General features: G+C 38.7%; 24 protein-coding genes. 19 read left to right on the forward strand and 5 right to left on the reverse strand.

Features of this window, described 5'->3' with window-relative positions:
• Positions 1 to 9: 9 nt before the first annotated feature.
• Entirely contained in the window at positions 10 to 531 is a 522-nt protein-coding gene (locus BKM32_RS05220; RefSeq protein WP_076662827.1) for a DUF5004 domain-containing protein, read from the reverse strand.
• A 751-nt stretch (positions 532 to 1282) separates the two neighbouring features.
• On the opposite strand from BKM32_RS05220, the gene BKM32_RS05225 reads away from it, so the two are divergent.
• From BKM32_RS05225 to BKM32_RS05305, 17 genes are all read left to right on the forward strand, one after another.
• A complete protein-coding gene (locus BKM32_RS05225; RefSeq protein ID WP_076662828.1) occupies positions 1283 to 2227 on the forward strand; it encodes a T9SS type A sorting domain-containing protein in 945 nt (314 codons plus the stop codon).
• A gap of 535 nt (positions 2228 to 2762) precedes the next feature.
• A complete protein-coding gene (locus BKM32_RS05230) occupies positions 2763 to 2969 on the forward strand; it encodes a hypothetical protein (RefSeq protein ID WP_076662829.1) in 207 nt (68 codons plus the stop codon).
• A gap of 157 nt (positions 2970 to 3126) precedes the next feature.
• Entirely contained in the window at positions 3127 to 3921 is a 795-nt protein-coding gene (locus tag BKM32_RS05235; protein ID WP_076662830.1) for a cation transporter, read from the forward strand.
• Between the two features lie 207 nt (positions 3922 to 4128).
• Entirely contained in the window at positions 4129 to 4455 is a 327-nt protein-coding gene (locus tag BKM32_RS05240) for a multidrug efflux SMR transporter (protein WP_076662831.1), read from the forward strand.
• 270 nt (positions 4456 to 4725) lie between these two features.
• Entirely contained in the window at positions 4726 to 5016 is a 291-nt protein-coding gene (locus BKM32_RS05245) for a GIY-YIG nuclease family protein (RefSeq protein ID WP_076662832.1), read from the forward strand.
• Positions 5017 to 5352: 336 nt separating this feature from the next.
• Positions 5353 to 5619, forward strand: a complete 267-nt coding sequence (locus BKM32_RS05250) for a helix-turn-helix domain-containing protein (RefSeq protein WP_076662833.1) — start codon at positions 5353 to 5355, stop codon at positions 5617 to 5619.
• Between the two features lie 481 nt (positions 5620 to 6100).
• The gene (locus BKM32_RS05255; RefSeq protein ID WP_123812065.1) at positions 6101 to 6961 is read left to right on the forward strand and encodes a hypothetical protein; all 861 of its coding nucleotides are present in this window, start codon (positions 6101 to 6103) and stop codon (positions 6959 to 6961) included.
• A 113-nt stretch (positions 6962 to 7074) separates the two neighbouring features.
• The gene (locus tag BKM32_RS05260) at positions 7075 to 7656 is read left to right on the forward strand and encodes a DUF1287 domain-containing protein (RefSeq protein WP_076662835.1); all 582 of its coding nucleotides are present in this window, start codon (positions 7075 to 7077) and stop codon (positions 7654 to 7656) included.
• A gap of 165 nt (positions 7657 to 7821) precedes the next feature.
• Positions 7822 to 8376, forward strand: a complete 555-nt coding sequence (locus tag BKM32_RS05265) for an NUMOD4 domain-containing protein (RefSeq protein ID WP_076662836.1) — start codon at positions 7822 to 7824, stop codon at positions 8374 to 8376.
• 161 nt (positions 8377 to 8537) lie between these two features.
• Complete coding sequence (locus BKM32_RS05270; protein WP_076662837.1) at positions 8538 to 9053, forward strand: hypothetical protein; 516 nt, start codon at positions 8538 to 8540, stop codon at positions 9051 to 9053.
• Between the two features lie 158 nt (positions 9054 to 9211).
• Positions 9212 to 9658 carry a hypothetical protein gene (locus BKM32_RS05275; RefSeq protein ID WP_123812066.1) on the forward strand — a complete coding sequence of 149 codons (447 nt, stop codon included), beginning with the start codon at positions 9212 to 9214 and terminating at the stop codon, positions 9656 to 9658.
• A gap of 111 nt (positions 9659 to 9769) precedes the next feature.
• Positions 9770 to 10321, forward strand: a complete 552-nt coding sequence (locus BKM32_RS05280) for a peroxiredoxin (RefSeq protein ID WP_083702094.1) — start codon at positions 9770 to 9772, stop codon at positions 10319 to 10321.
• Complete coding sequence (locus BKM32_RS05285; protein WP_076662840.1) at positions 10299 to 10766, forward strand: protein-disulfide reductase DsbD domain-containing protein; 468 nt, start codon at positions 10299 to 10301, stop codon at positions 10764 to 10766. The genes BKM32_RS05280 and BKM32_RS05285 overlap by 23 nt, the downstream gene beginning before the upstream one ends.
• A gap of 316 nt (positions 10767 to 11082) precedes the next feature.
• On the forward strand, positions 11083 to 11997 hold the full coding sequence (locus BKM32_RS05290; protein ID WP_253187419.1) for a c-type cytochrome: 915 nt from the start codon (positions 11083 to 11085) through the stop codon (positions 11995 to 11997).
• Between the two features lie 2 nt (positions 11998 to 11999).
• Positions 12000 to 12677, forward strand: coding sequence for a Tat (twin-arginine translocation) pathway signal sequence containing protein (locus BKM32_RS05295; RefSeq protein WP_053976784.1), 678 nt, complete (start codon positions 12000 to 12002; stop codon positions 12675 to 12677).
• 12 nt (positions 12678 to 12689) lie between these two features.
• Positions 12690 to 13106, forward strand: coding sequence for a DsrE family protein (locus tag BKM32_RS05300; RefSeq protein WP_053976785.1), 417 nt, complete (start codon positions 12690 to 12692; stop codon positions 13104 to 13106).
• 195 nt (positions 13107 to 13301) lie between these two features.
• Positions 13302 to 14903 carry a DUF6377 domain-containing protein gene (locus BKM32_RS05305; RefSeq protein WP_076663063.1) on the forward strand — a complete coding sequence of 534 codons (1602 nt, stop codon included), beginning with the start codon at positions 13302 to 13304 and terminating at the stop codon, positions 14901 to 14903.
• Here the strand turns inward: BKM32_RS05305 and BKM32_RS05310 are convergent.
• Positions 14900 to 15865 carry an NAD-dependent epimerase/dehydratase family protein gene (locus BKM32_RS05310; RefSeq protein WP_076662842.1) on the reverse strand — a complete coding sequence of 322 codons (966 nt, stop codon included), beginning with the start codon at positions 15863 to 15865 and terminating at the stop codon, positions 14900 to 14902. The genes BKM32_RS05305 and BKM32_RS05310 overlap by 4 nt on opposite strands.
• 155 nt (positions 15866 to 16020) lie before the next feature.
• Between BKM32_RS05310 and BKM32_RS05315 the strand changes: the two genes are divergently transcribed.
• Together BKM32_RS05315 and BKM32_RS05320 are read left to right on the forward strand one after the other, a co-directional pair.
• The gene (locus tag BKM32_RS05315) at positions 16021 to 16548 is read left to right on the forward strand and encodes a hypothetical protein (protein WP_076662843.1); all 528 of its coding nucleotides are present in this window, start codon (positions 16021 to 16023) and stop codon (positions 16546 to 16548) included.
• A 114-nt stretch (positions 16549 to 16662) separates the two neighbouring features.
• The gene (locus tag BKM32_RS05320) at positions 16663 to 18732 is read left to right on the forward strand and encodes a M13 family metallopeptidase (RefSeq protein ID WP_076662844.1); all 2070 of its coding nucleotides are present in this window, start codon (positions 16663 to 16665) and stop codon (positions 18730 to 18732) included.
• Between the two features lie 311 nt (positions 18733 to 19043).
• Here the strand turns inward: BKM32_RS05320 and BKM32_RS05325 are convergent, their stop codons facing one another.
• The 3 genes from BKM32_RS05325 to BKM32_RS05335 all read right to left on the reverse strand — a co-directional run bounded on the left by BKM32_RS05325 (position 19044) and on the right by BKM32_RS05335 (position 23948).
• Positions 19044 to 19730 (reverse strand): M48 family metallopeptidase, encoded by a 687-nt coding sequence (locus tag BKM32_RS05325; RefSeq protein WP_053976790.1) that lies wholly within the window; start codon positions 19728 to 19730, stop codon positions 19044 to 19046.
• Between the two features lie 446 nt (positions 19731 to 20176).
• A complete protein-coding gene (locus BKM32_RS05330) occupies positions 20177 to 21001 on the reverse strand; it encodes a T9SS type A sorting domain-containing protein (RefSeq protein ID WP_076662845.1) in 825 nt (274 codons plus the stop codon).
• 352 nt (positions 21002 to 21353) lie between these two features.
• Entirely contained in the window at positions 21354 to 23948 is a 2595-nt protein-coding gene (locus BKM32_RS05335; protein WP_083702096.1) for a T9SS type A sorting domain-containing protein, read from the reverse strand.
• Positions 23949 to 24011: the final 63 nt, after the last annotated feature.

Raw genomic sequence — 24011 nt, forward strand, 5'->3', positions numbered from 1 at the left:
AGTGTTAGATTAGTTGTTAGCCATTAAGTTGAATACATAGGATACAAATGGAATTCCGCCCGAAGTGCGCACCAAAGTAATTTGCATCTGTGCGTTGGTGCCAGGTACCGCTGTAAGCTGCAATACATCGGTAAGGTTGGTGTGGGCCGCATCGCTGTACAGATGAATCAGGATTGGGTTGGCCGTGGTAGGCTGAAAAGGCGTGCTCAACTCATAGTACCCACTGGCAGCAAACAAAGGTGGCACATTGCCCATTACCTCATAGGTGGTAGGCTGGTTGTCACCATCTACATTAAAGGTAATTTGGAAGGTGTCATAATTGAACCAAGTGCTCAAGTTTTGTTCGTTGGGGGAAATGTTGCTGGCCTTGGCCACTTCGTCCACCATTTTTAGGTTCATCAAGTTCCATTGGCCCGCGATTTTTTCGTACACGGTAATGGGGGCTACATAACTCCCATCATCGGATTTGTTGCATCCAAAAAATGCCAAGAAACCAATGATCATTAGAAACCGAATGTTAGTGTATTTCATAAAAAAAGTAATTGGTGATTGTTAGACTTGTACCACTCCTAAAAAGCGATGGTCTAAATTATCTGTTAAGAAATCCTTAAAAAAAAGATTGAGTTAAAATCAAAGTGTTTCAAGACGGAAAATTCTCCTAAAACGTTGTAGTGTATGGGTTTATTGAAATTGGTAAATGGAGAAAATCAAGATGATATTAAGGAAAATCAAAGTATTTTTTGCTGAAAATAATGTGGATTTCATAATATAAAAGGCGTGTTTTTTGCTAATTCGCAAATAAAGCTCTTTTAATTCGTTTAAAAATAATGCGGCGAATCATTTATTGTCAATTTGACAATAAGCACTTGTTTTTTGCTTTGAAATGTGAGAGGTAATGCATGTGTGTTTTTATGGAATTGGCACTATAAATTGTATGCGTATATGCCTAGGAGTAGTTGTGAAGTTATGGTTAGTCTAAAATTAGGATTTGGAAGGAGTAATTTATGTTTTGTTTTATTCAATGTGATTGTATTGTGGGATAAATACAGTTTTTTAACAAAAATATTGCGTTTTATTTTATTTGTAAGTTAAATCGCATATATTTGAGATAATGATGATGACATAAATAAGCTTTTTAATAGCTACTATTTTATATATAGGTTGGTGTGAATAGAAAATTTTAATGTTGGGTGAATTTGTACATCTAGAATTTTAAGTGCACGAAAACTAAAATGGATCTATAAATAACCAATTAGCAACCATAAAAACAAACAACTAGCGTATGAAACACATTTACATTCTAACTTTTGCCTTTTTTGGTCTTTTTATTTTCACCGGTAAGATGCAGGCGCAATCAATAATTGATTTTAATTCAACGGCAGATTTAACCACCAATTTCAATCCTAGTTCTACCACAACGGTTAGCAATGGGAGTTCAAGTGGTATTTCTAATTCAGGAGCTGTAAATTTTAGCGGAAGTACCAATGGTAATTGGACTTTAAAAGAAGGATTCCCAGTAGCATTAAATGCCGATTATAAAGTGTCTGCTTATGTTAAGATTGAAGGTAATGCCGGCCGTGGTGGTATAGGTTTTGCCATAAACAGTGCTAACACAGCCAATACCTATGGGCATCCTGCTAAAACCTTGGGTTTTGCGTTCCATGGTGGAGGTGGGGATCTTATCAATAATGCATCTGCTTCTGCAGTAAATTGGCCGCCAGATTTAGTGTTGGGTAATTGGTATTACATGGAGTTGACCGTATCATACATTAGTGCCAATACATTTTCTATCGACTTTAATATCTATAACAGCGATGCTGAGGGGAATTTGGGAGCGTTGAAAACAAACCATAAATTCTCTCAGGTAACCAATGCCGATTTAGGAGGCGCCACTATCTTGTATCCTTATTTTTGTCATGACGGCTATAGATTATCTGAGTTGGATAATTTCTATTATGCAACATTTAATAACGCGTTGGGTGTAGAAGATTATGATGTGCTGTCTAGGAATATTTCCATCTACCCAAACCCTTCTTCCGATTACATTAAAGTTTCCAACTTAAGCAATAGGGAGGATTATAGTATTTATGATATTTTAGGTAAAAAAGTATTGAGTGGTACTGTTTCAAAAAGTGAGGCTATTAATATTCAAAACATACCAAACGGTCTGTATTTTGTGCAATTTGAAAATAATAATAAAATAACGTTGAAATTTATAAAGGAATAAACTACCTACTAAAACTTGCCAACTTGTTATGTGTAGATTAGCAGTTAGGTATACATCGTAATGTTTGTACTGAGCTGCTTTTTTTATGTCCTATTGGGTTTGAATTTGATGAAGTTTACCTTAACCGTTGAGTATTTTTAACTCTTTCTGGATAACAATGCTAATGAGTTAATCCTAGTCAATTTCAAGTGTATGTAAGTGCTTTCTAAAGTCGATGGTTTGTAGTATTTTTAGTATTTAATTTAGGGGGATTCGGTCTTTCTGTAATCGATTGTTTCGATGAAGTGTTAAAAATATGCGAATCAGGACATTATGTTGAAATAATTGATGAATTTAATATTGCTATTTCAACATGTTTTTTTATATTCGTCACGCTATCAGGTACAAAGGTTTAATCCCTATGATGCCAAAACAATTACAAACAATTTCCTGACCAAGTACGTTGTTTGTTGGACGGCTTATCCCGCCATCCGCATTTAAAAACCCATATTAATTAAACAATAACTAAAGTTAGTAATCCATTAACTAGAACTATATGCATACCAAAAATTTAAAAGTAGCCTTAGGCCTTGTATCCTTTGTGTTGGGGCTTGGCTTAAGCTTACAGATTAGAACCAATGTTGCCGAGGTTATGCCATCCTCTTTCTTTCTCAATGTATCAACCCTTATTTTTACTACTATAGGATCCCTATTAATGTACCGTCAACTTATGCGTCTTTTATATGTAAAGGCTACAGTGTAGCTTAGTATTAAGTATTTAATATAGAGTAGATAGATAGAATCACAGATTTTTTACAAGAATTTGTGGTTTCACCTCTTTCCATTGCCTACCTTTTGGATGGTATCCAATTGGGGAATTGTATATTTGTTTGGGCTCATGGCCTATAACATAGCTGCACATGGAAAAAACCATCTTCGAGATTAGTAAAATGGACTGCCCTTCAGAGGAGAACCTCATCCGTATGAAGCTTCAGGGCATGCAAGGTATCCAGCAACTGGATTTTGATATTCCCAATAGGGCCTTGACAGTATTTCATGAAGGCCACCTCGCGCAAATAGAACAGGCTATTGTAGAACTCAATTTAGGAGGGAAGCAAATTAGCAGTGAACACACCAATCAAACTGAGTTTTCCGAATACAAAGACCAGAGCAAACTGCTATGGACCGTCTTGGTCATTAACTTTGCCTTTTTTGTAGTTGAAATGACCACGGGGCTGCTTTCCAAATCGATGGGCTTGGTAGCCGATAGCCTTGATATGTTGGCCGATGCCTTTGTGTATGGCATCAGTTTGTTTGCTGTGGGAGGTACTTTGATACGCAAAAAGCGCATTGCCAAACTAGCGGGCTATTTTCAGATACTGTTGGCCCTTATTGGCTTTGCAGAAGTGCTGCGCCGTTTTTTTGGTAGCGAGAAGCTTCCTGATTTCAATACCATGATATGGGTGTCTGTTTTGGCATTATTGGCCAATGGCTATTGTTTGTATTTACTGCAGAAGTCCAAAAGCAAGGAGGAGGCCCATATGAAAGCCAGCATGATTTTTACTTCCAACGATGTTATCATCAACCTAGGTGTGATAATAGCTGGTGCTTTGGTGCACTGGTTGCACTCCAATAAACCCGACTTGATCATTGGCGGCATTGTATTTGTTTTGGTGGTGCAGGGTGCCATTAGGATTTTGCAGTTGGGCAAGTAGGGTTTGGGAGTATTGAGGAGTTAGTATGGAGTAGTGAGATGGAGGGTATGCTTTTTTATGTTCTATCACTAATGGTCATTTAGGTAAATAGCTCATGTTTTAAAGATGAGACCTCTATTTTTGTTTAAGATTTCGTGTATATTGCCATTAGGTTGTAAGGCTTATGCCGAAGCCATATAGAACCATTATATAGCAAGACTACTACAAATGAATTGGGTACTATTAATTATCGCCGGACTTTTTGAAGTGGCTTTTGCGGCCTGTTTGGGGAAGGTAAAGGAGGCCAAGGGCGCGGATGTTACCTATTGGTATATAGGTTTTTTGGTGTGTTTGGCCATTAGTATGATGCTTTTGGTTAAGGTTACCAAGCAACTGCCCATTGGTACAGCTTATGCCGTTTGGACTGGCATTGGGGCCGTTGGTACCGTTTTGGTGGGCATCTTGGTGTTTAAGGAGCCCGCAACCTTTTGGAGGCTTTTCTTCATTACTACCTTGATTGCTTCTATTATAGGGTTAAAAATGGTGTCGCATTGAGGTTGTGAGTAGGTTCTGCTCTTGTGTTCTCGATACAACCTTCTTTACAAGGAGGCCACTCGAACAGACGTAATTCGTGTTTGTTGAGGTTTATGTTTTTTAATTATTGATCCATTCGTCACTTCGAGTGATTGGTTTGAATGGCAATGCAGAACAATAGTATCGAGAAGCGTTTTTGTCACCTACAATAGTTCTCGATACAGCCTGCTTTGCAAGCAGTCCACTCGAACTGACGTTTAGATATCACCTGAAAATTTCATATTTTTAGTTATGAAACTTTCCTATGTCTATATTCTTAAATGCTCCGACAATAGTTATTATACTGGAGTCACTTCTAATTTAGATAAAAGGCTTTTTGAGCACCAAACAGGTATCCATCCTGAAAGTTATACATTTAAACGTCGCCCGGTAAGTTTGGTGTTTTATGCTGCCTTCACAGACATTAATTTGGCCATTGCTTCCGAAAAGCAAATAAAAAAATGGTCAAGAGCTAAAAAGGAGGCTTTGATTTTCAATAGGTTTGAAGCGCTTCCTAATTTGGCTAAAAAGACATTTAAATGATTTTTGAAGAGTTCGCGATATAGCCTGCTTTACAAGCAGCCCACTCGAACTGACGTTATTCATGTTAGTTGTATTTGTCCTTTTTTGTTTATTAGTCTGTTCGTCACTTCGAGTGATTGTTTTGCATGGTAATGCAGAACAATAGTATCGAGAAGTAATGTAGTGGCTTTATTGAATGTGTTCTCGATATATTATCCCTTTCACAGATAGTGCTCGAAGTTATCGAAGGCTAACTCGCTTATAAACAATAAGTTGTTGATAATAAACAAGGGTGTTTTGTGGTGGCGTGTTGAAAATGAATATCTTAGGGTATGTTAACCAACTCAAATAAACGATATGCAAAACCCATTACACACAGTGCCCATTGCGGATCAGGGTCAGTTGGTATTCAACCTGAAACTGGCCCAAAAGGAAGATTGGCTTACCTCTGAAGATGTAATGGCTTTGTTGAACATTAGTTCTAGTACGCTGTACCGTTACCGAAAGGATGGGCGGATCCCCTACATAAAGTTGGGGCGGGTAATATGTTACCCTAAAAACCTTATTAATAAATACCTGTTGCAAAACAGTATGCTGGCCCTTAAACAGGGGTCGGCGGCCTAGCGCCTTAAAAAGTATCTTTTCCCTGAGATATAGTGATGAAAGCCGAAGCCAGCAGCCAAAAACTCAAGTAATTTTGCGCTGCTGGAATTGGCATGTAAATTGGTGAGGGTTTGCTTAGGTAACCGTTACGCTGCCATGCGGTATTAAGCTGTACTATAGGGTTTCACTTTTTTCCATCTCTTTATTTTTAAGTACTCATTATTGAATGGTGATGTTTGATGCACTTTAGCTATAGGCGTGTAGTTGTGTTGCTGTTTATTAGGTTTTTACAAATCATCTTGTGAGAAAAAAAGTTTCTTTTTTAGTTTAGAATTCACTAATTTTAGGAGGCTGTATGGTGTTGACATTTCTTAAGCTGAACAGCTCCAACTTCTCTATGTTTCCTTAGTTTTTACAGTTCTGTACGGTTTGTATTAATAGCATCTGCCTTGAGTTTTGATTTCCTACATAACGTTTTATGCAACTGTTAATACACAACCTTATGAAAACAAAGCAACATATTTTATTGTTGGTAGTGCTATTGCTTCAGGCAGTGGTATATGGGCAGGATACGGCCTATGAGCTTAGGGACATCGTAGATATGCGAGGGTCCTCTTCAGAAGAAGTCCTTAAAGACAGGGGCTATCACTTGGAAAATGTGGATAAATCTTCCAACGGCATTTACCAGAATTGGTGGAACAGCAGAAAGAGTCAGTGTGTAACCGTGCGTCTTGTAGATGGCCGTGTACGTTCTGTGGTAAAATCACCGGATTTGGACTGTGGAAAAAATGGCGGTAGTTCTAGTCATTCCAGTTATGACAGGGACGATGTGAACTTATCTGACTTGAGGGGTATGGACGAACCTAGGGCTTCAACAAGATTGCAGGACCATGGGTATAAAGTGGTGAAAAGTTATGGCTCTTCTGTAATTTCCTTGTATTGGCTGCATGAAAGGAACGATAAGTGTTTGTTGATGACAGTGCATAACGATAGGGTTTCTGCGGTAACAAAAGTGAATTCATCTCTATGTTCTGGAGGAAGTAGTTCCAGTAGCCATCATTCTAACAGTAGTCACCATTCCAGTCATGATAGTCGTGATTATGGCAGGGGTGTAACTCTTTACAAAGATTGTGGTTTTAAAGGAGGCAACATTACTTTGGGTGAAGGGCGCTACGATCACGATGAATTGGGAATAGGAAACGATAATTTGTCATCTATTGAAGTCCCTCGCGGATATAAAATTACCATATACCAAAATGAGCGTTATGGTGGGCGCAGCAGAACCTACTATAATGATGTCAGCTGTCTAACCGATGACGATTGGAACGATCGCACTTCAAGCATCAGAATAGAAAGAGATTAAACTCATATTCGAAAACTGTTATAAAGCATCAGTCTGTAGCTGATGCTTTTTTTGTGCCGTAATAGACTTTCAAGATATTGGTTATCTTTAAGAATCATAAATTGTTTTTGATAATGAAGAAAGTTGTAATTCTATTCTTTTTGGCAACGGTAACTATTTGTTTTTCGCAAACAGCTGTTTCCGCTCTGACCTTGTCTGACTGTGCTTTGGCCCTTACCAAGCAAAAGGTAACCTATGATCCTAGTTATTTTTCAATTCCTTATCCCAACGGAGATGTGCCTGCAGATAAAGGCGTGTGTACAGATGTGGTGATTAGGGCCTATAGACAGGTTGGTGTAGATCTGCAGAAGGAAGTGCATGAGGATATGAAAGCGAACTTTTCAAGCTACCCCAATATTTGGGGCTTAAAAAGTACCGATAAGAATATTGACCATAGAAGGGTGCCTAACCTAATGACCTTTTTCAATAGAAGAGGGGCGGCAAAAGCCATTTCTCAAAATGCTGAAGATTATGTGCCAGGAGATATTGTGTGTTGGAATTTGGGCGGTGCCATTACACACATAGGCATTGTGGTAAATAAAAAATCTTCTGATGGCAAACGATATTTGATAGTACATAATATCGGTGGCGGTCAGGTATTAGAGGATTGTTTGTTTGATTTTAAAATCATAGGGCATTACAGGTATGTCCAATAGGATATTCGTTTTATTTGGGTTTAATTTGGGGTGACAATTAATATTTCGAGCACCTCGTTTTGGTTCTTGGAAAACAACATTGCTTTGCTAACTAATTGGAATCTTTTGTTTTGGATATTGTAAAATGCTTATATTTAGCCTTATACATGCTAAGATTTTACAAATATGATAACGAACAATTGGAAGGAGGAGTGGAAGACCATTACCTTCGACGACAAAATTGCGGATAATGAAAAGTTTAAGATTTCCAATTATGGGCGGGTAATTAACTGCAAAGGAGGCGAAGAGGTATTGGTCAATAAAACCTATATCAATGGGTATCAGAATTTACGGGTCAAACAAAAGCACAACGGAAAAGCTACTAGCCGCTATGTGCATAAACTTGTAGCACAACACTTTTTGGAACAAGGGGACGGCCTTTATGTCATTCATCTTAATTATGACAAAACCGACAATAGAGTGCTCAATTTAAAATGGGCTACCAAAAAAGAAAAGGAACGTCATCAGTTTAGCAATCCGGAATATAAAACGGGCTCACGTAAAAGAACCTATTCCAAACTCTCAGAGGCCAAGGTAAAACTCATTAAACGTAAAATTCACGATCCCAATCGGCGTACACGCATGAAAATGATTGCCAAACAATTTGGGATTTCAGAAATGCAGTTGTATCGCATCAAAAGTGGTGAAAACTGGGGCTCGGTTACCGATTATGAGAAATAATGTACTCTTGGTTTTTGGCTACATGTCTCTTGTTCATGAAATTAAGCTGTTATACGGAATGGTTTAAAATTAAGCGTTCATTTTAATCTTTAACTATCACTTAATCAGATTGTTGTGTAATTATTTTATCTTTAGGATTTTAATTCTTAAAGTTAATTTCCATGGGAAAATTAGATAATTATACAGAAGAAGAATGGCATGTAGTGGCATCCATTCCGCAGTTGGTAGGCGCTACTATGGCCAGTGCAGGATTTAGTGGTATTGTGGGGTCTGGTAAAGAGTTGTTTGTAACCGTTCGCAGTATGATGGGCGCTAAGGAAACCTACGCTAGCAATCCATTGATTACTGCCATTATTCCAGATCCGGAAGCAGCCAAAGAAGCCATGTCTGATGCCAGTGAACAGCGCAAGCAGTTTGTAAACCGTATCAAGGAAGCGCAGGTCAATTCCAAAGAAGGTTTGGCCAATCTGGTGTTGGAAGACTGTAAAAAGGCCTTGTCAATTGTAAAGGAAAAAGAACCCGAAACGGTCGTGAACGATTATAAAACTTGGGTACTAAATATTGCCGAAACCGTTGCTAATACTGCTAAGGAAGGTGGTTTTCTGGGGTTTGGTGGTGAACAGTTTAGTGAAAACGAGCAGAAGTTGTTTGCGGAATTAAAGCAGGTTTTTCAATAAGTTTCCATAGGTGTTTTGCATAGGGATGCTGTAGTCATTCTAGGGTGCCAGGCATAAATATGTTCATGTGTAAGAAATTTGGTTATATTGTACACGTCTTTTAGGTGCCCCAACACCTAATGGACATTTGAATAATTTATAACCAATAAAACCTACTTATGAAACAGTTATGTATGTGGATGCTGGCTTTCAGCTTCTTTTCTGCCACTGCCCAAATTTCTTTCAAAACTGGCAGTGTGCAATTAGATACCGACTTAAATACCATCAATGCACGTGCGAGTGCCGATTTTGGAGCCTTTAAAACCGATATGAAATTGTCTTACAATGTGTCTGAAAAGAGCATTGAATATATGACGGGCAATTTGAATATGGGTTTTGGTGAAGTGTATTTGGCGCTCGAAATTGCAAAAATCACGCGAAAACCATTAAATGATGTGCTAGTTTGCTATGAAACCCATAAAAGCAAAGGGTGGGGCTATATTGCCAAACAAATGGGAATCAAGCCAGGCTCGGCAGAGTTCCATCAGCTTAAGAACAGTGCCAATTCCAAAAAGGGTAAGGGCGCAGGTAAAAAGCAATCAAAAGGCAAGGGTAAAAAGCATTAGCATTTCTTCTAAAAAATGGAAATGAAACTTGTTTAGAGGTGTTTGGCTATTGATTTACGGTAGTTTGCATAAATTGAGTAACTTTGTGAGGCTCCTGTAAATCAATAGCTTATGAAACGATTAATGATTTATTGGGGGATATTTTTCTTTTGCATGGTATCTCTCCAAGCCCAACAAAAGGAGTCTTCTTTTGTGGGTACAACTGCCCCTGATTTCACTCTTAAGGACTTAAAAGGCAATACAGTTGAAATGGCTTCTTATAAAGGAAGTTATTTGGTATTGCATATCGCCACTACTTGGTGTCCATTTTGTAATGCCGAAGCGCCTTATTTGGTAGAGTTGGCCAATGAGTATGCCTCCAAAAATGTAAAGGTTTTAATTATTGATGTAAAAGAGCCTCAGACTTTGGTGCAGGAAAAGTTACAGGATCGGTTTGATTTTCCATTTCCCGTATTGTTGGACGAAGATGGCGCTGTAGCAGCAAGTTTTGCCCCTGAAGGGGTATTGCCGGATTTGGCTAGGGATGAGGTGATGTTGGCTTCTAATTTGTTAATAGATCCAGAAGGCAATATTCAATTTATGTCGCTTTTGGATTCCAAAAATTTTGATGCCAAACTTTTGGCTCTTAAGTCACGGCTTGATGAGCTGCTTTCAAAACATTAAGTTATTCCTTTTATTTTTCATTGGTGTTTCTTGGTCTACAAATGCCCAAACCCAATGGGTGCAAATTCAGGATACGGTATATCAGGTTCAGAAAGGAAAAAATACAATTCAACTCCAATTTTTAATTACTGAGGGCTATCATATTCAAGCTAATACTGGTGTTTTGGATTGGGTGATACCTTCAACCTTAAACATGGAAACAAGGAGTCTATTATCTGATGTTTCAATGTATTTCCCCAAACCACATAAAATTTCCTTGATAGGTGTCAAGGAGCCTTTACAAGTCTTTTCAGAGACATTAATAGTGCAACTTGAATTTTATATTGCTGAAATTCCGAAGCAATCCATTCCGTGGAAAGGAACTTTGAGCTATCAAACTTGCGATAATAGGCAATGCTATTATCCTCGTACATTGTCTTTTATATTGCAATTGGACCCAAATTAAAAAGTAGGAGAATTTGTAAAACAAACCGCTTTTTTTGTAAATTAGAAGAACATAATCCCTTCCTAATAGTTTTCATCTTTAAAAAAGGTGAACCAATAGTCTACCCCAAACCTTATTTTTTCCTGCTTATAAGTCTCAAATATACCGACAATTTAACCCGTTGCATTTTTAGAACGTATTCATGGGTGAGCCCTCGGAACATAAGCTTAGTCGTTCAAGGAATAAAAGTATTTTGTATTGCGGTCTTGTTATAGTATTGACAAGTGCAATTACTTTTCTTCTTGTAAAGGGGTGTGGAAAACAGGAGGTAGAGCCTTTGATAGCTCCTATTGAAACCAAACTTGATGTCTATGCCCAAAATTACGATCCTACTACTTTGGGTGATTCTGAAGAAGATGCCGTCGTAAAATTGGGGTATCAATTGTTCAATCAAACCCCAAAGTACCTGGGACCTGATAATGGAAATGCCGATATGGTGTACCAAGGAAATAGGCTGGCCTGTAAAAATTGCCATCTCAATTCGGGGACCAAAGCCTATTCGGCACCATTAATAGGAATCATTCAGCGGTTTCCGCAATTCCGAGGACGCGAAAACAAAATGGGGACCATTCAAGAACGTATTAATGGTTGTTTTGAGCGTAGTATGAATGGTAAGATGCTTCCCGAGGAGAGCAAGGAAATGCAAGCTTTGGTAAAGTATTTGGAATGGTTAAGCAGATTTGCGCCCGAGGACGGGAAGATAAAAGGACAGGGATTTGTGAAGATTTTTATTCCCAATCGCGCGGTCGATCTGGAGCATGGTAAACAAGTGTTTGCAAAAAACTGTGCGGTTTGCCATACCCCAAGTGGAAAAGGAGTGATGGATGCCAACGGTTATACCTATATGTACCCGCCCTTGTGGGGAGACGATTCCTTTAATCATGGCGCAGGAATGGCTAGGGTGATTACTTCGGCTCAATTTATAAAGGCCAATATGCCTTTTGGAACGAAACATGATGCCCCTGTATTGACAGATGAAGAAGCCTATGATGTGGCAGGTTATATTAATCATCAGGCGCGTCCCCAAAAAGCCAATCCCGAGAAGGATTTTCCAGATCTTCTAAAAAAACCAGTATCTACACCTTATCCTCCTTATGCCGATGATTTTCCTGTGGAACAACACCAAATGGGACCTTTTCAGCCCATTATGGAATACTATAAAAACACACATAACATAACCAAAAACAAATAATTATGAAAACAGCCAAAAGCAATTCAAGACGACAATTTCTAGGGGCCCTGGCCCTTGGGGCTACAGCAAGTACCCTTTCGGTACTTACCAATCCTATTTATGCCAATATTCCAATGGATGATACCAAGAAGCTTTCAGAAGCCGAGGCATGGTTCAAAAATATCAAGGGAACCCATCGCATTGTATATGATGGTTCTAAGCCGCATCACGGTTTTCCTATTATTTGGAACTGGGCATATTACCTCAGTAATAACAGTATGGGGGTGTTGGATAAGGAAATGACAGCAGTTACAGTGCTACGTCATGATGCGATACCTCTGGCTATGGAAGACAAATTGTGGCAGAAATATTCCTTTGGAGACATGTTTAAAGTGAATATGAGCAGTGGTAATGCATATACCCGAAATCCGTATTATGCGCCACAGGAAGGCGATTTTCCAATGGCACAAATTGAAGGTATCAAGCGCTTGCAGGAGCGTGGTGCTTTATTTTGTGTATGCGATCTAGCCATTCAAGTGTATAGTGGGGCAGCAGCCATAAAGATGGGCTTAGACCCTAAGGAAACTTATCAGGAATGGGTAAATGGAGTGCTTCCGGGTATTCAGTTGGTGCCTTCTGGAGTGTGGGCTTTAGGTCGTGCTCAAGAAAATGGCTGTGGCTATATTTTCGCTGGAGAATAAAATATTAGGATTATGAAAGCAATCATTCAAGCAGCATGTGTCTTCCTGTTATCTACCATGGTAATGTTGGCACAGCAAACACCTGTGAAAATAGTCTTTGATGTTACGAGTCCAAATACCAAGGTGCATCAATCCACGGTTAGGCATGTAAAGGCCATGTCTCAAGCTTATCCTAATTCAAAGTTTGAAGTAGTGATGTACAGTGGGGCTATGGAAATGGTGTTAAAGGATAAATCTGTAGTGGCAGAGGAATTGGAAACTTTAGCAAAAAAGGACAATGTCGATTTTGTGATTTGCCAAGGAACCATGAAGCGTTACAATGCCAAGGACTCCGATTTGATTACAGGGGTAAGGACGGTTCCAGATGGGATTTTGGAAATTGTAGAAAAGCAGCAACAAGGTTGGAGCTATATTAAAGAGGGGCAGTAGTTCTTAAATGAGTCATTTTTTAAAATAATTAATTTATGGAAACCGCAGAAATAGCGGTTTTCTTTTGAAGTAAATCGTGTAAAGTTGTATTGTGAAAACATCAATTTTTGGAGCGTATCATTAAAAATTGTGTATTTTAGGCCAACCTTTTGAAGGTTTTCTTGAATAACCCTTAGAGGGATTTAAATGACTTGCATGGCCTACAGAATTATTGCATTACTTTTTTTGAGTTTTATGTTTGCGTCTTTCACCGTAAAAGAACTGCCGGTTTTGGAGCAGTTGGATGAGGTGTTGGGACAAAAGGAGCTCTATATCAAAGAAAAGTATGCCACAATAGATGCTTTAAAAGATGAGGTCAAAAAATATACACTAAGCCAGGATAACCACAATCTTTACGATACCTATTTAAAGTTGTTCAATGAATACCGATCGTTTAAGTACGATTCGGCATACCATTTTTTGGACAAGGCCAAAGCTAGGGCCTTGGTGTTGCAGGACTCCCAATTATTGGACAAGGCCAAGATCAAGGAAGGCTTTGTATTAATGTCTTCCGGTTTGTTCAAGGAGGCTTTGGATACGCTTCATAGTGTTGATGTTGGAGAGTTGGATAGAAATTCCCAGTTTCAGTATTATGCTGTAAAGGCCAGATCTTACTACGACCTTGCCGATTATAACAAGGACGAACGTTTTAGCATTCACTACATCCAACAAGGCACGCAATTTTTGGAAAGGGCCTTAGAGTTGGCAGAACCCAATACCAACGAATATTGGGCTACCAAGAGTTTGAAGCGCATGAAACAGCAGGATTGGGAAGGGGCCGAATTTGCCTTTAAATATTGGATTAACAATTTCCAGTTGCCATCAGAATATTATGGGATTGCTACCTCTAGTTTGGGATATATTTACTCGGAAGAAGGCTATCCTCAAAAGGCCATTGAATATTTGGCTTTAGCGGCAATTGCCGATGTGAAGCATGCTACCAAAGAAACGGTAGCCCTCAGAAACTTGGCCAATGAGCTGTTTAAAATGGGCGATTTGGAGAAGGCCAACCGCTATATTGGATTGGCCATGGAAGATGCTACTTTTTATAATGCGCGACACCGAAAAATTGAGATATCTAAAATTCTGCCTATTATCGAAAAAGCACAGTTGAACAAGGTAGAAAGCCAAAACAATAAATTGGCCAGCATTGTTATTCTATTGACAGTTCTTTCGGTAATTATTATTGTGTTTTTAGTGATTATTTTCAAACAGCTTCAGGTTCGAAATAAGTCCAGAAAGGCTATGGCCGATTCTTATGCCAAGTTGCAGGAAATGAACAAAAGTTTGAGTGAGTCTGATGCGATTAAGCAGGAATACATCAAGTATTTTATCAATGCTACGTCAGATTTTATCAATAAAATAGACCACATTCAAAAGAGCACCATCCAAAAGATGATTGCCAAAAAACATAATGAGGTCATCCCAAATTTGAAACGTTATAATGTCAAGGAAGAGCGAGAACAGCTGTTCCATCAGTTTGATGAAATCTTCCTGAAACTCTTTCCAACGTTTATTGATGACTTTAATAAGCTCTTCCCTGAAGATCAGGTTACAGCTGTAAAGCGTGGCGATTTGTTAAATACTGAGCTACGTATTTTTGCTCTGTACCGTTTGGGTATACAGGACAGTAGCCAAATTGCTCAATTTTTGGAACTTACCGTGTCTACAATCTACACCTACAAGGCGCGCATCAAGGCTCGGTCCAATTATAAAGAGGACTTCGATGAAAAAATTATGGAAATTAGAGCTATTTAGTTAGCGTCTTTTTCGCTTTGGATTTTAGCCAAATTCGTCAACATTTCCTCGGTCATTTTCGACATATCGAAAGAGTGTGACCAATTCCAGTCGCTTCTGGCAATAGAGTCGTCAATGCTTTTTGGCCAGCTATCCGCAATGGCCTGTCTGAAATCAGGGTTGTAAGAAATGCTGAAATCAGGAAGATGCTTTTTAATTTCTTCAGCCAAAACTGCAGGAGTAAAACTAATGGCTGCAACGTTATAAGAAGAACGTATGGTAAGCTTTTCGGCATCGGCTTGCATCAAGTCTACGGTGGCATTAATGGCATCGTCCATAAACATCATTGGCAATTCGGTTTCTTCTGAAAGGAAACATTCATAAGTCCCGTCAGCCAAAGCTTTGTGGTAGATGTCTACAGCATAGTCTGTGGTTCCTCCACCAGGAAGGGTTTTCCAACTGATGATACCAGGGTAACGGATGCTTCGTACATCAACTCCATATTTGTTGAAGTAGTATTCACACCAACGCTCTCCAACTTGCTTGGTGATACCATAAACGGTGCTAGGCTCCATAATCGTGTGTTGTGGCGTGTTTACTTTTGGCGTAGTAGGACCAAAAACGGCAATGCTTGAAGGCCAGAACACACGCTTGATAAAACCGTCTTTGGCTAAGTTCAATACATGGAATAGGGAGTCCATGTTCAAATCCCAAGCTTTCATTGGGTATTTTTCCCCCGTAGCACTTAGCATGGCAGCCATTAGGTAAATGGTATCGATTTGGTATTTTTCAACACAAATCTTGATAGATCCATAATCCTGTGCATCTACAATTTCAAATATCCCAGAGTTTACCACATCAAGATTGTTGTAATTGATATCGCTGGCAATCACATTGTCGTTTCCATAAATGCTACGAAGTCTCGTTGTTAATTCAGATCCTATTTGCCCGCAAGCGCCAATGATTAATATTTTTGATGACATAAACTGTAGATATTTGAATTTTTTGCAAAAGTAATAAGAATATAGTGTCCGAAAAATAGAATATTGAAATATATGTGTGCTTTAACATAAGTACTCTGAAGATTAGATTCGCTATATTTGTGACCTGATTTTAATTAGGTTAATAGCTACGAAATATGCAAATTCTAAAAACAGCCTTGTTGTGCTGCACTGTTTTTTTGGCGGTTTCCTGCGGAGGCGATTCTGAAACGCAAACCGTGATTGTAAACGAGACGAAGGTAGACCCCAACCAAATTACTCCCACGGATATTGAGGCTCTTGATTTTACCGATTATATGCTCAATTCTAGTTCGCAGACCAAAGTGGCCGATTGGGAAAAATTACACGAATTGAATACCCAAGCCGACTTCCTGAAAAAAGGAGACTTGTCGTTTTTTGCGGGTTCAGATTCTATTGTGAAGGTATTTGTAGGAGAGTTTAAGGCAGGAATTCCTGAGTCAGTAAAGACCAATGTGATCCAGGCAAGGGTGACTGCTTTGGAGACAAAACTATTAAAGTTGAACGGCGCTACCGAATTGGATAATGTGTCCAAGAAAGAGTTGCTTCAGGAAATCAAGGAATTTTTGGAAGCCTTGGCAAATCTTAATCTTCAAATCAACAAAAAATTTGAAAAGGATGCCAATAATGTGGGCAGACCTGAGTAAACTTTTTGGAAGAACTTCAATTTTAACATATAAAGTTCTGTTAATATGTAACAAATGCAATTTCAAAACTTCTTATATAACTAATTTTAACCCTATTTTTTTAACTATTTATTTATGAATACCAATATGAAACATGTATTGGCAGTGTCTGTACTAAGTTTGGCGGCATTTACTTCTTGTAAAGAGGAAGCCAAGGTTGGGGAGACTGCTATGGCAGAAGAAAAGGTTCCAGGAATCATTCTTGAGAATATGGACCCTTCTGTAAGCCCTAAGAATGACTTTTACAATTATGTAAATGGTAATTGGATGAAAAACACCCAAATACCAGATGACGAAACACGATGGGGAGGGTTTACACAATTGAGAAAAGATACAAGACAGGATGTACTTGAAATCGTGAATACTTCTAAAGAGTTGGGAACTTATGCAGAAGGAACCGACCAAAAGAAGGCGCTTTTAATTTATGAAACTGAACTGGATACTGTAGCGCGTAATGCTGCGGGAATTGCTCCAATTCAACCTTTATTGGAGGCCATTAACGGTATCCAATCTTTGGCAGATATGCAAACTGTGTATGCTAAAACTACAGGTGTTGCCGCTCCTTTTGTAGGGATTGGTGCCTCTGCCGATTTGAACAACAGTTCAATGAACATTGCTTGGGTAGTACCAGGAGGTTTAGGTTTGCAACGTGATTACTATTTAGATCAAGATGCGAAGTCTCAAGAAATCCGTCAAAAATACGTAGCGCACATTGCTAGAATGTTGCAATTCATCAACTATGATGAAGCCACTGCAAAAGCTGCTGCCGACAAGATTTTGGCTATGGAAACCCAATTGGCAGAGCCTAGATTGGATAAAGTAGCAAGACGTGATGCTAGAAACTTTAACAACCCAACAACCTTTGCCGATTTGCAAGCGATGACTCCTGCTATCGATTGGGCTAAGTTTGTTAAAGATATGGGGATTGAAAAGTCTCTTGATACTGTAAACGTAATGCAGCCTAAGTACATGGCTGCTGTTCAAAACTTCTTGACGACTACTTCTATTGAAGATATCAAAACTTTGATGGTTTGGGAAACTTTAGATGGTTTGGCTGGGTATTTAACTACCGGAATTGAAAGAGCTAACTGGGAGTTTTACGAGCAAACGTTGAATGGTGCTAAGCAAATGCAACCAGCTGACGAGCGTGCTTTGGGTACTGTAGACCGCGCTGCTGGTGAAGCTGTAGGGAAATTGTATGTAGATGCCAAGTTTCCACCAGAAGCTAAGGCGAAAGCTGAAGATATGATCCGTAACGTGATTACTGCCTTCCAAAACAGAATTACAGCTTTGGATTGGATGTCTGCCGAAACTAAGGAAAAAGCAGTTGAGAAATTGGGTAAAATGACCATCAAGATCGCTTATCCAGATGAGTGGGAAGACTATTCTAAAATGGCCGTTAAAGAAGGTAATGGTTATTTCCAAAACATGATGGCTGTTGCAGATTGGTCTAATCAAAAGAATCTTTCTGAAATTGGAGAGCCTGTAGATAAGAAAGAATGGGGAATGTCGCCACAAACAGTGAATGCATACTTCAACCCAATGAACAACGAAATTGTGTTCCCTGCGGCTATCTTGCAACCACCTTTCTATAATTTCGATGCGGATGATGCTGTAAACTACGGTGGTATTGGAGCTGTAATTGGTCACGAAATTTCTCACTCTTTTGATGATTCTGGATCACGTTTCGACGGTGACGGAAACCTTAAAAACTGGTGGACAGAGCAAGACTTGGAAGAGTTTACTAAGCGCGGTAACCAATTGGCAGAGCAATATAGTGCTATCGAAGTCTTGGACAGCGTGTACATTAACGGTGCCTTTACTCTTGGTGAAAACATTGGAGATTTAGGTGGTGTATTGGGAGCTTATGCTGCCCTTCAATTGGATATCGAAAAGAATGGTAGACCAGAGAACATTGACGGATTTACTCCAGAGCAACGTTTCTTCATGTCTTGGGCTACAGTTTGGAGAACTTTAATGAGAGAAGATGCTTTGAGAACCCGTATCAAAACCGATACGCACTCTCCAGGTCAAGTAAGGGCTACACAGCCATTGAAAAACATCGATGCGTTTTACGAAGCTTTCGATATCAAAGAAGGCGACCCAATGTTCGTGGCACCAGAAGATCGTGTAAGAATTTGGTAAGACGAAAGTCAAACAAAATTTTATAAAAAAGGCGTTGGGATGTTCCAACGCCTTTTTTGTTTTATTGTAATTCGAACATGTCAGTTCAAGTGAAATTTTTGTAAAGGATTTTGTATCGAGAACCTAGGAATGAATCTCCAAGACTTCTCGATACGTTTGTTTTTCATTCCATTCCGAACACCTACTCGAAGTGACTATAGGTTATTTGTCATTACAACGAAGGAGGAATCTAGTAGATTCTTCATTTCGTTCCTCTTCATTTTGAAACCGAAGATGCGACTCAGTCAATGACAAAGCGAGTTTCTCATTTCTTACGACTTCGGCTGTCTAGATAACAAGGCGTCCTTGGCCAATTGGGCCAATTTAAAACTTGGGTCTACTACCAAAGCGTGGTTTAACAAAGCAAGGGCACTTTCAACATTTTCATCTTTATTTTCATTGAATACCAAAATGCCTTTTAGGTATAAAAACCCTGCTTTTAAAGAAGCTTGGTAAGGTGGCTGAGATTCATAATAGGTACGTTTCATATCATCTGTGGCATTAGCCAATCCGTATTCTACACTGGTTTTTGCACCTGCGAGATCCTGAACCTGCATTTTAAGGTCGGCAATTTCATAAGCCAAATATGGATTAGGCTCTTTAGCAAATAAGACTTCATAGTGTTCTAAGGCACGCTGTGGTTGGTTGATGGCTTTAAGGGCAATGGCCTTTACTTCGGTGTTGAGGTTGGAATCGTTTTGGTTTTTATCAATTCCAATAGTGTTTAAAGCTTCCATATAGCGTCCCTCGGACACGTAAATGTAGGCAAGGGTGTCTTTGCGGGATTGGGTAGGCTTGAGCACGTCCAAATGCGTTAGGGCGTTAATCACACCTTGCACATCCCCATGTTCTTTCATTTGTTTATAATAGGCTTCGAAGTGTTTGGTAAGTTCGGTGTTGGTTTGGGCATTTAGGCCAAAACTCGCCAATGCCAAGACCATAAAAAATCGTTTTTTCATAGTTTCAAAGTTTAGGTTCTAAATCTATAAAAATTCAAAGGATATTCTCTTAAAGAGTTGCTAATAATTTAAGGTTTGTTTGAGGTGTATATGTAAGTTTAAATGGCTTCTCGATACGATTGTTCAGCATTATCATGCCGACCAATCACTCGAAGTGACGGTAGGCTATTATTGTTTGGGTTTTAATGGTTGGTAGAAACGTCAGTTCGAGTGAAATTCTTGAAAAGTATTTTGTATCGAGAACTATTGCTAAGTACATAATCTAACGTACTATTGAATACTGACTGCAAAAAAAAAAAAAAGGGCAGCCCATTGGCTGCCCTTTTTTGTAGTTATAGGGGATTTATGCTATAAACCATAAAAATATGGCTAGGCTTAAGGCTAGATATAAAACAACTAAAAATAGCTGTAACCTGTATTTATAGATATGCTTGCCCATAGACTAACTACTCTTTAATAATCTTGATAGTTTTCTCTGCACCGTCAATGTTCACTTTGGCAAAGTAGATGCCGTTTGGCAACCCACTCATGTTTACGGTAGACAAGGTGTTGTTTCCAGCAGTAGCAAATACTTTTTGACCTACCACATTGTAGATGGCTACAGATGAAATCATGTTTGGAGACTCAAACGTCAAATTGTTTTTAACAGGGTTTGGATAGTATCTGAAGCCTTCAAAGTTTACCTCTGTATTGCTTAAGGTATTTGTTTGAGAAATGACAAGATTGTCAATAGAGGCATAAACATAAATTGAACCGGTACGGTTCATCAAGTTAAATGATCCTCTAAATTGGAAATCGGCTCCTTGAGGTAGGTTGGAAGCATCAATGGTATATGAGGCTGCATGGCATTCACCGTCATAAGTGTAGTTGTTGCTGTCAATGGTTCCAATAGTTGTCCAATCTGTGCCATTAGTGGTGTATTCAAAAACAAAAGTTCCCCAATTTTCTGCAGGTGCTTGATATTCGTATGAAGTTGATAGGGCAACTATTTTGTAATTAAAATTAATAGTAGCATTTGTACCATTGGACGCTTCAGATAAATTTTCAGTAGTAAAAGTTTTTGTGGATAAAGTGTTGTTTGTAGTATAAAAGGATCTTTCATCACAAATGAAGTTAATGTAGCTGCCGCCATTAGATGTAGTTTCAAAGTCTCCAGACCAACTAGTAGGTTTGATGCCGGTGGAATAAGAGTTGAAATCTTCATTAATTTCGATTTGCGAGTAGGTAATCATACCTGTAAGTAGCATGAAGAAAAGGGTAATTTTTTTCATTAGTATTAATTGTTAAAGGTTAATAAGTTTAAAATGTTTAGTTGGTTTAGGGGTTTTAAGCATTTAATTATTTATGGCTTTAAGCTCAAAATTATAGTATGATTTTTAGGGAGGTAGTTTTAAAAAGAGGGTTAACCTTAAATTAACTTGGCTATTGTGGTTGTTAGGTAAAAGCGTGTGTTGAGGAAATGGACTATAAACAAAAAAAAGGCAGCCTAATTGGCTGCCTTTTTTAAAATTAAATGGGACTTATTCTATATACCATAAAAATATGGAAAGGCTTAAGGTTAGATATAACACAATTAAAAATAACTGTAGCCTGTATTTATAGAAGTTTTTGCCCATAGATTAATTACTCTTTAATTATTTTAATGGTTTTCTCTGTCCCGTCAATGTTTACTTTGGCAAAGTAGATACCGTTAGGTAAAGCACTCATGTTTACTGTAGACATGGTGTTGTTGCCTGCAGTAGCCAATACTTTTTGACCTACTACATTATAGATAGCTACAGAAGAAATCACGTTTGGAGACTCAAAGGTCAACGTATTTTTAACTGGGTTTGGATAGTATCTAAATCCTTCAAAGTTTACCTCTGCATTGCTCAAAGTAGCATCTGGGTAGATAAAGAATGAGAAGGTGGCAATTTCACTATTACTGTTTGAGTGAATATCCAATAAATAGGTAGTTCCTGCAACAAGGTCTACACTTGAATTTCCGTTTACACTACAGGTTGAGGTAACTCTGTTATCTGTAGATACTGAAGCGCAATCTGAAGTGCTGAACATGCTATAGAAAACGTTACTTCCTGTAAGGATATCTAGGTTAATATGGTAAGTCCCTGTATATTGAGGGGTAAAGCTATACCATACATCTTCATAGTAAGATGATAAACCTGAACCGCAATTTGCCATTTCCATTGAATAATAAGCATTTTCATGTGTACCGGTAATAGTGTTGCTACCACTGGCATCAGATTCGGTTATTACTTGAGCTGCACTACATTCGTCGTTTGCAACAGCATCCGGCATTTTATAAACACAAAGTGTAAAATCCATTCCTGGAATCGAGGCAGCTGTAACACTCTGTACTGGAATATAGTATTGTGTCCCTGCTGACAATAGGCGGATAACAGAGTATGAAGAACCACAGGTTCCTACAGCGGAAAATTCAGTGTCGCAGCTACCGCTTAAAACAGAAATTCTATTAGAACTTAAATCTGTAGTAACAACAAATTGGTAATAACCGTCTTCTGACGGAGTAAAGGTATACCAAACATCTTGATAACTAGAAAAGCATACGTCTTGAGTAGAATCTGTAGCTTCATATGTATAACCAGATACAGAGTTGTCACAGTTTTCATCTGTTGAAAGCGTTAAGGCAATGGCATTGGCGCATTCGTCATTAACTGGAGGACAGTAATAAGTAATAGACTCTGTGATATTACATCCTAAATCTGATGTAATGGTAAAGGATTGAGTAGAGCTGTTGTCATAAGGTCCAAATGTTTTTGCTCCAATGGCGTCAAGTGTTTGCTCTTCTACACCATCACTAATAGTTAAAGTGGTGGCATCTCCAAAATACGTTACATCCACTTGGACTGAATACTTTCCATTTTCACAGTCTGCTACGGGTGTTAAGGTAGCGGATGGGTTGATACATGGATTTTTAGTAATAGATAGATCAAACTGGGTATTGTTTTCAGTGTAATTTTGACCAGTTGAAATTACGATATAGTAGATGTTTCCAGGAATTAATACTACATCTTCTAGAAGCAAGTTAGTGAAAAAGCCATTATCATCTTTTCCGTATCCTGTAGCGCCAGAGGCTATACATTCTGTAGCAACATCTACACAGCTATCTAAAACATATATATTGGCTCTTTGGTTGATAATGTTGGTGAGGGCAATATCTACAGAAACATCAAATATAGGTGCAATAGCATATACCATTTCATTACCGGCCATTGAAGAACCGCTACCAGCGTTACATGGAGCGGTGTCATAGTCATCTTCGTAGAGGTTTAGACTTACTCCAGTAGCGCTAAAATCGCCAGAGTCTATGTCAATAATGATAGGGTCACTACATGCGGCACCTTGTAATGGAGCATCACGTGTTGTAAAACTTTGCACTGCACAACCTGTGGCATCTCCTAAGGTATTGTAAGGAGTGATCAATACATAATAGGTAGTTGAGTATTCAAGGTTCTCTGGGAAGGTAAAACTTGTTGTGTTGCCTACATCTGTAGAAGCCACAAATGTATAGTCTCCTGATACTAGACCAACAGCTAGTTTGTAACCAGTAGGAATCCCTGTAGCTTTATTCCATGTAATGGTTGTGTTTTCTATAGGGACATTAGTGAGTTCAGAGCTTATGGTAGCATCACAATTTGGAACCTCTGTTGCCGTTTGAGCTATTAATACGTTGTCCAGTGAAAAATATAGCTGATTAGAATCGTTTACTATATTAAAGGTTGCTCTAAATTGGAAATTAGTTTCTGCAGGGAGGGTAGCAGCATCAATTGTATAGGTTGCAGATTTACATGATCCATCATAGGTGAAATTGGAATCGTCAATAGTTTGAAGTGTGGTCCAATCCGTACCATTTGTACTGTAGTCTATTACTACAGAACCCCAATTTGCTTCGGGGGCACCATATGCAGGGAAGGTAAATCTAGGATTTCTGTGTACAACATTGTAGTCATAACTAATGTTCATTTCTGTGCCGTTGGATACTTGGGTATTGGTAGTGACTACATGTGTAGTTCCTTGGATTCCATAACCGTTTAGGGCACCAGAAGTACAAGCGCCTACGGTGGAATTGCTTATCCAAGTCCCATCGTAAGTCCAATCGGCGGGTTTCGTAGACTCATCGAAAGGCTGGTCGATAAAGACTTGTGAAAATGTAAGCGAACTGAATAACAGCAGCATTAATAGAGTAACTTTTTTCATGTGTTTAAAAGTTAAAGGTTAATAATATAATTAATGTGTAATTGGTTTTTAGTTGTGTTGCAT

The sequence above is a fragment of the Mangrovimonas sp. DI 80 genome (assembly GCF_001975575.1).
Lineage (GTDB): Bacteria > Bacteroidota > Bacteroidia > Flavobacteriales > Flavobacteriaceae > Mangrovimonas_A > Mangrovimonas_A xylaniphaga.